At 47.6% G+C, this 7,629-nt stretch carries 6 protein-coding genes; 1 reads left to right on the forward strand and 5 read right to left on the reverse strand.

The annotated features are described in order from the left end of the window. Positions 1 to 106: 106 nt before the first annotated feature. The 3 genes from G1ANC_RS03010 to G1ANC_RS03020 are packed head-to-tail and all read right to left on the reverse strand — an operon-like array spanning position 107 to position 4,604. Positions 107 to 2,890 carry a hypothetical protein gene (locus G1ANC_RS03010; RefSeq protein ID WP_129693542.1) on the reverse strand — a complete coding sequence of 928 codons (2,784 nt, stop codon included), beginning with the start codon at positions 2,888 to 2,890 and terminating at the stop codon, positions 107 to 109. Further along, complete coding sequence (locus G1ANC_RS03015) at positions 2,890 to 3,333, reverse strand: hypothetical protein (protein ID WP_129693543.1); 444 nt, start codon at positions 3,331 to 3,333, stop codon at positions 2,890 to 2,892. The genes G1ANC_RS03010 and G1ANC_RS03015 overlap by 1 nt, the downstream gene beginning before the upstream one ends. Positions 3,334 to 3,350: 17 nt before the next feature. After that, positions 3,351 to 4,604, reverse strand: coding sequence for a sensor histidine kinase KdpD (locus tag G1ANC_RS03020; protein ID WP_129693544.1), 1,254 nt, complete (start codon positions 4,602 to 4,604; stop codon positions 3,351 to 3,353). Positions 4,605 to 4,682: 78 nt separating this feature from the next. Between G1ANC_RS03020 and G1ANC_RS03025 the strand changes: the two genes are divergently transcribed. Then, a complete protein-coding gene (locus G1ANC_RS03025; protein ID WP_129693545.1) occupies positions 4,683 to 5,057 on the forward strand; it encodes a response regulator transcription factor in 375 nt (124 codons plus the stop codon). A 5-nt stretch (positions 5,058 to 5,062) separates the two neighbouring features. Here G1ANC_RS03025 and G1ANC_RS03030 read toward each other — a convergent pair whose 3' ends face one another. Next, positions 5,063 to 5,878 carry a bifunctional 5,10-methylenetetrahydrofolate dehydrogenase/5,10-methenyltetrahydrofolate cyclohydrolase gene (locus tag G1ANC_RS03030; protein ID WP_129693546.1) on the reverse strand — a complete coding sequence of 272 codons (816 nt, stop codon included), beginning with the start codon at positions 5,876 to 5,878 and terminating at the stop codon, positions 5,063 to 5,065. Next, positions 5,875 to 7,497: a hypothetical protein gene (locus tag G1ANC_RS03035; RefSeq protein ID WP_164997999.1), complete on the reverse strand. Its 1,623-nt coding sequence runs from the start codon at positions 7,495 to 7,497 to the stop codon at positions 5,875 to 5,877. Before G1ANC_RS03035 ends, G1ANC_RS03030 begins: the two co-directional genes overlap by 4 nt. Between the last annotated feature and the right edge of the window lie 132 nt (positions 7,498 to 7,629).

A 7,629-nucleotide genomic window follows, 5' to 3' on the forward strand; every position in this document is an offset into this window, starting at 1 on the left:
GAACCCGGATTGCCAGGATGAAAACCTGGTGTCCTAACCGTTAGACGATAAGGCCGCACTTACAGATATCTTAACAGATTGGCCTTATTTGCGCAATAAACAACTGCTAATACCGCGGTGGCAGCTCGGTTGTGGTGTCGGTTGAAATAGAACTGTTTGCGTTAGCTTTATTATAGGCCCACAAGTACGTATCCATCCGCGCGTTAATAATCTCCGCTGGCGTGGTATAACCATTCTCATTGCCAGCCGAACCGTCAGCTCCGTGAGTACGGCGCAGCTGCAAAACACGTGCCGACACTACCCCATTAATCTGTAATGGCTTGTCGCAAACCGTCGATTTCAATCCGCTAGTATAATCAGATCGGATCAATGCTGATCGAACACCACTCTCGTCAACTTCGCAGGTAGAGATTACACCGCCCACGCCGGCATTAGTACCCGAAGCAATTAGCCAAGCATCAATATTAGTCACACTATCCTTAACAATGATATTGCGCGCATAAATTACAACCTGCGGCAATTGACTAGCGCTAGAGAAATTACTAGTATCATAACGTATGTCGCCGTCTACGACCACCGTCTTGTCACCGGCATCAATGATAACCGACCTACCCATCCCAATAGTGCCGCCCGACAAATTCACGATTGCTCGCGACGATGACAATTTGTACGAGCCATCTAATCCGTTAAGCGAGATATTCTCGCCCGCCAACGGACGCTGAGCGCCAAAATAACTAGATTTGACAGTATTTTGCGCGCCGATAGTTCCCCATTGCCCATATCTAGCCTTATTATTGGCAAATGTTAGACCATTTAACTCGCTATCTGCCGCTATGCCCAACCGCGATGTCGTACCCATGCCAGAAAGAGCACCTCCTGATGCCGACACAACATTTGACCGGCTATACGAGGAAATTTCTGGCGCAAACATGCCATACTCACCCCAGCTGCCGATCGAATGAGTATTGCCACTCATAGTCAGCGTACGCGCGCCGCCAGTATAGATGCCCGACTTATACTGTTGGGTGATTAAAGCATTCGCGATATTGCTCGACCCGACACGCACATCGCCACCCCAGATTTGTACCATTGGCCTCTTGGAAATACGGTAGCAACGCGGATACGATACGCGGCGTTTTGAAGAATCTCCCGTTGTATCCCAGTTATACTTATTAACAGTAGCTACCCGGCAAATTACATCGCCAATCTTGTATCGTGCCGTATCAAGCGCCGACGTATCAATAACTTCAGTCCTGTCAAAAGCACTCTGCTTGTTATTTGTTGGCGTACAATCGCTAATTTTACCAGACAACTGAGGCTGAGAGTTGAGCCAAGAGCATGTGTTCACGCCTGCGCCATAGGTCGTATCGGCATAATGCCTGTCTCCGTCATTCTTATTGAATATGCTATTTAGTATACTGCCCAGTTGACCATCCGACATTTCCGCAGCCGATCCAGTGAAGGCAAACGTAAAGACATCGGCATCACTACTGCCGCCAGCTTCGCGACGCCCGCCGGTATTGTATATGGTGCTATCTAGCGTTGTCGCATTACCTTGTTCTAGTACGCCAATAGCCGTTGACCCGCCCGCCGAACCAACTCCTGGCACCAAATTAAAGTCCGATGCCACCCTTGCGCAAGCGGGCTCACTTGAAGCCCAGTCTCGACGCACCACCGAATCAGGCCACGTCCACCATATCTGGGTGCATATATAAGATCCCGCCCTGCTACCATCGCTAGGTACGCGAATCTTCATACAATCGTCGCCGTCTCGACCACTCCAAGTATTTGTATTATTAGGACTTTGCACTAAGTTATTAAGCGCCGACCGGCATTTATTGTTATAAATATTACTGACCGCTCCGCGTGCAATGAGAACTCTATGCCCATTATTACTACCACCACAATGGCGCCAATCCTTACCGGCACAGCTAGCAACATCGTGCAGATTATTAAAATACGCTGATTCTATAACCACTTGTACACTAGATGTTGTATGCTGATAATTTGAATATGGAGTATTCCGAAGAGTCGCTATGAACTCGGCCTGTTTTCCAGGAAAGACATCAGGCTTACCATCTAGATGCCGCTCGGCATACGGACGAGAACTACCAAAAGCATTAGAGTTATTATAATTTGCATAAATTTTGTTGTCGGAGCGATCATAAACATAGCTTTCACCCTGAACTTTCCAGCCGCTTGGTCTTGGCTTACGACGAACCCATAGAGAAATATTATCCGTACCACAGTTAATTCTAGAACCACTGTAGGTAACTACTTTATTGCCTTTCATAACTGCTAAACAACTTTTCGCACCAAACGTAACCAATTCTGATTGGCCACCAGGTTGAGCAACGCCATTAACGTCAGCACCTAAATCCAACTGATCCCACTCACTCTCGCCGTTTATCCACTGGTATTCAGGACCGCCGCCGTAGTAGTATCCTCTATTAAAGAAATAATTACCGTTGCCATCTATATGACCTGCTGGGTTCGTCGCCCAAATATGTCTACCCTGGCCGTTAAAAGTAAATAAAGAGAATATTCTAATCGGATATCGATATCGCTGCGTATTCCATGAGCCTCGTATCGTAAAATATATTGTCGTTGCGTTCCACTCCATTTCTATCGGATTACTAGGCGTAGATCCAACCATACTAAAATAGCCTGTATTATGATAAGACGCCCACCAAACAGCGCACGGGTGATTAATATAATCGCCGCACGGATCTCCGCCCCAAGCTTGCCTCTCCATATCATTACGGCCAGACCCCCAGCCGTAAGCTGCATAAGACGTATCATTTCTTAGTAAGCAAACAATACCTGCTGCTGCTACAATAACAAAACAGCTAAGCCACCACTTCAAGCCACGCAGCAGCCCCTCGTGCATTATTGCTTATTCTCCGGAACTGATTGCTTGCTGCGCAGCAAATTTAACTGCTCAACATTAACTGGCACCTTCAGCCTGCCGCTAGCGTATATTCCTTTGTCTGACAGGTTTTTTATTTTGTTATATAACTCGTCCGTCTTCTGGCTATGACCGTTCGCATCTGCGGTCGTATGATAAAAATACAAAGCAACAACACACGTGGCGTCATCAGCATAGTGATTCTTTTTCTCTATTTCGCCAGCAATCTTCTTCAGATTATCAGGGGAAGATATACTACCATTAAACTTATCAATGATATCATTTCCGCACACATTATAGTAAACCAGCGCGCGCTGTTCTGGCGTTTTTACGCCGCCGTAAAGATATCCCAGTGCTGCCGCAGCGACAACAACTGCTATAATCGCCAGGCCGCCGCCTATGATAAATCCCGTCTTCCTCTTCATAAATAAAAGTATACCATTTATGCTTTGCTGCCGTCTAGAGCTGGCGGCGACTTTAACTCCGCAATCGGTAGCCGAAAGCCAAAAGTACTACCCTTGCCGAGCTCCGATTCGAAAATCATCGTACCGCCATGTCCTTCGACTACTTTCTTCGCCAAGAATAAGCCGATCCCCGTGCCGTCTGGCCGCTGCCGCCGAGCGTTGTCGCCGCGAAAGAACTTAGTGCCGAGCTTTTTCTTGGCAGATGGCGATACGCCCATTCCCTTATCGATTACCCGCAAAACTGCCTGGCCATCTTCAATTGACAATCGGACCTTTACCGTATTAGCGTCTGGTGAATAATAAATAGCGTTATCAATGAAATTCATAATAACTTGGCGAATCTTGGTGTCGTCTAGATACAGCAGCGGAAAACGCGCTGGCTGGCGATACGTGACCTTGACCTTATGCGTATTTGCTACCTGATCTACGTTCGCAACCTCTTCGGCAACCAGCTGCGACAAATTAACCGCTGTACGATTGATAATAAATTTACCAGTCTGCAAACGGCTCACGTTCAAAAAATCACTAACCAATCGCACCATCCGCTCGCTGCTGCGAAAAGCCTCTTCTAGCAGCTGCCGCTGCGGCGGTGTAATCTCGCCAGCGTCGCCCTCGAGAACCATACTCAAGTAGCCTTTTACGCTAGTCAGCGGCGTCCGCAGCTGGTGGCTAGCCATACTGACAAACTCATCTTTAGTGGCATCCAGGGCCTGCAATCTTTTGTTGGACTGGCGCAGCTGACTGGTCGCCTCATCGACTTCCTTCTCTAAATTTCCAGCTAAGCGGCGAATCTCCTCTAGGCGAAACATGTTCAAAAGCGCCACCGATAGATTACGCGCCAAAACATCAAACAGTTCAAATTCCTTACCGCGAATCTCGCAGCCATCACGCCGCTCGCCAATTACTAGGCAACCAATTTTCTGATCAGCAACGCACAGCGGTAAGATTACTGCAATACCATACCGAGCATAATCACCAATATCGCCAGAACCAAGCGTCTGCGAGTCCAACCATGCCGGCACATTACGCTTGCCAGCAATATACGGCTGGTGATATTGATCGCAAAAAGCCACGCCAGCAAAACGTACTTGCAGTACACTAACAAAAGTTTCTAAATAGCTATTTAGCAATGTATCAATGTCTTTGGCATCAACCATTTTGCGCGTCAGAACGTCCACAACTTGCTGCGAACGATACGATGGACGGCGAACTCTACCAAAAAACCGCTTCATTGCCTTTATAGTACACTTTTCTCGACGATAACGCTAGAGCTTACTCGAAAAGTAACCGGGATATGCTATTATAAAAACATGACAACTATCGCTATTATCGAGGACGATCAAGTAATCAACCAAATGTACCGGATGAAGTTCGAGGCGGCTGGATTTGATGTGGTCACTGCCAGCGACGGCGAGACTGGCGTTAAAGTGGTTCAGCATGCTAATCCTGACATCATTTTGCTTGATCTGCAAATGCCGAATATGAACGGCACCGAAGCGCTGCGAAAAATCCGCCAGCAGCCCGCTAATGCTAATACGCCAGTTATCATCCTAACCAACCTAGGCGAAGAAGAGGCACCTGCCGAGCTGCGTAACCTAGGTATTCATAGTTATATCGTCAAGGCTAATCTAACACCTAGCCAAGTTGTCATCCACGCCAAAGAAGCACTGAACGATAAGCGATAGAATTACTATAACTTACCAACTCGCCGCAAGCACGCCTCAATCAGATGATCAAATAATACTGCGTATGTCAACGGACCGACACCGCCCTTTTGCGGTGTAATCGTAATATCGCTGCGCTGGCGAACCGCATCGTCAACATCGCCGACCAACACGCCGCCTTCGCTCGCCGTACCAGCATCCACCACTACTGTTTCTGGCGCGATCATTTCGGAGGTGATCAAGTGCGGCACGCCGGTCGCCGTTACAATTACGTTACATTTTTGCAAACTGTCTGCGGTAGCTGGATTCGTCTTGTCGTAGACCTGCACGTTTAGACCGCGCTGCTGCCACATTTTTTCGAGCGGCGCTCCGACAAGCTTACCGCGGCCCACGATAGCAATTTGCTTATCCGATAGCTCGATATTATACCCAGCCAATAGCCAATCAATTGCCTGGGCGGTAGCGCTCGGATAGATACTACTAGACCCTAAACCATCAACATCTTTCTCTGGCGCGATTAATTGGCACAGCTTTTCGGTCTGCGACACGTCATCAATCGGCAATTGCAAAATTATTCCCTGCACTACTGGATCGTTGTTAGCTTGATCAATAGCCGCCATCATATCAGCTTGCGCGACTGCTTGTACGTCAACATCAATCAGAATATCTGCTGCGTAACGTGTTTTCATCCGAACATACGTTTGAATCGCTTGGCTAGCGTTTTTGCTCATTATAATAACTAGTTTTGGTACCACACCATATTCTTGGCGTAGATTTCGTACTTGACGCGCTTGGCGCTGCTTAATAAAACCTTGTAGTTCCTTGCCATTTAACTCTTTCATGATATACTGTCCTTTCTATCATCAATAAAAGCTGCCCATTGCCGGATCTTGCGCAAAATGGTTTTGAGCGGTAATTCGATTAACATATCCAACACCATCGACACAATATTAACCTGCGCGTATTTATCACTCATCCACCGGCCAGCGACTACAAACGGCAAATACAGCGTATCGCGTACAAAGGTAAAGCCGTTGCTAGCACTGCGCACAATCTCGAGATCGCGAATCAACCGGCTCAAGCGAAAGCCTAGGAAGCTCGCCGCCGAGAAAAATACAAAGAAAATAATAATATGCACTGGTGAAAAACCAATCAACGTCAGCAGCCAAGTCGCCAGCGCGAACACTGCCAGACTCATTACGCCGTACATAATCGAAAACATCGAGCTATACGTCCGTCCCGCTAATTGCCGCCGCATCAGTACAGTATTATCGCCGCCGTAGAGCATCTGATCGACTCGTTTAATCAGCGCTTCGGTATTTGCGTATCCCGGCACATTCAGCGTTAAGCGCAGCAACACCATGTATATCGGCGGGAAGAACAAATTGATCATCAGCACCAACCACTCAATTTGTCCGTGCGCCCATAGGTCATACGGTACTTCAATAGCGATGCCAATCAAAAACTTAGTAATTACCAAGAAGACCACGCTGCGCATAATAGCCCGGTTAATTCGCGCCATCATGCTAGAATATTCACGGTTCACTTGCCGCTCAAATTCGTCGAGAAATGCCTCGCGTTTTTGCAACAACGCCGGTAAGTCGTCTTGCGTCTCCATCATATGGCGAATAACGCGCAGCGGCGCCCCCTGCCGATCAACCACGCGGCGCAGCTCTTCGACCGACGTGCTGCGCAGCATCTTATCAATTTTACGATTAAATTCAACAAAAGCCTCAAGTGACTCAACGCTCGTTCCATAACGCACCAATAGCCCTGCGCGCACCGTGGCTACGTCGCTCTTCATCAGCGCCTGCTGAATAGCCACATAAAGCGCAGCTCCATATTCATCAGCCGAAGTCGATTGCAGCGCATCTCGCGGAATTGCTGTCTCGAAATATTCATACGCAAAATCAATAAACGCATGATCGCCTGCGCGATCAACCAATACATTCGCCGTCAATACCGACAGAGTTTCTAACAGCCACGCCGAAGAACGATCCAAATTGATTGAACGATCAGCAATCAGCTTTTCATACGCTTTATAGTGTGCTATTGCTAGTTTTGAAATCTCTTTGATTTGGCTGCGCGACACGCTATCGTTGGGCAAATATCCCGCAAAAGTCAATTCAACCACCAATTCTTCGCCGCTTTTGCGGACCAACGCCTCATCGCGAACAATAAACGATTGTTTGAAAAACCGCCGGATAGCATTTTGTAGCAGCAAGTGCTCCTCGGTATTTTCAGCGGCGTTGCGCAGCTGCTCGTAAGCCGCCGTCAACATGCCGCCAGCACCAACGACATTAATTTTATCAGCCTGACTAAGTATTTGCTGCCGCTCATCAGACTGCCGCTGTGCACATATAACACCTGCCCGCAAATGGGCACCAATTTGATTCAACTCTGGCATTATTCGTATATTATCGTCGATTTTCACAGAATTAGCAAGAGTAAGCGTCATCATTCAACTACCCAACAGACCGAAAACTCCTAGCGTTCATATTTACTTTTACCTCTATCTATGCTATAATGAAAAGATAAGGGCCAGTAGCTCAGCTGGTTAGAGCACCTGCCTCTTAAGCAGGGTGTCGAGGGT

Source organism: Candidatus Nanosynsacchari sp. TM7_ANC_38.39_G1_1, from assembly GCF_004138385.1.

Excerpts from the sequence above, each read along its gene's own strand:
- G1ANC_RS03035 (WP_164997999.1), bottom strand. The coding sequence starts at position 7,497 with ATGATGACGCTTACTCTTGCTAATTCTGTGAAAATCGACGATAATATA.
- G1ANC_RS03015 (WP_129693543.1), bottom strand. The coding sequence starts at position 3,333 with ATGAAGAGGAAGACGGGATTTATCATAGGCGGCGGCCTGGCGATTATA.
- G1ANC_RS03030 (WP_129693546.1), bottom strand. The coding sequence starts at position 5,878 with ATGAAAGAGTTAAATGGCAAGGAACTACAAGGTTTTATTAAGCAGCGC.
- G1ANC_RS03010 (WP_129693542.1), bottom strand. The coding sequence starts at position 2,890 with ATGCACGAGGGGCTGCTGCGTGGCTTGAAGTGGTGGCTTAGCTGTTTT.
- G1ANC_RS03025 (WP_129693545.1), top strand. The coding sequence starts at position 4,683 with ATGACAACTATCGCTATTATCGAGGACGATCAAGTAATCAACCAAATG.
- G1ANC_RS03020 (WP_129693544.1), bottom strand. The coding sequence starts at position 4,604 with ATGAAGCGGTTTTTTGGTAGAGTTCGCCGTCCATCGTATCGTTCGCAG.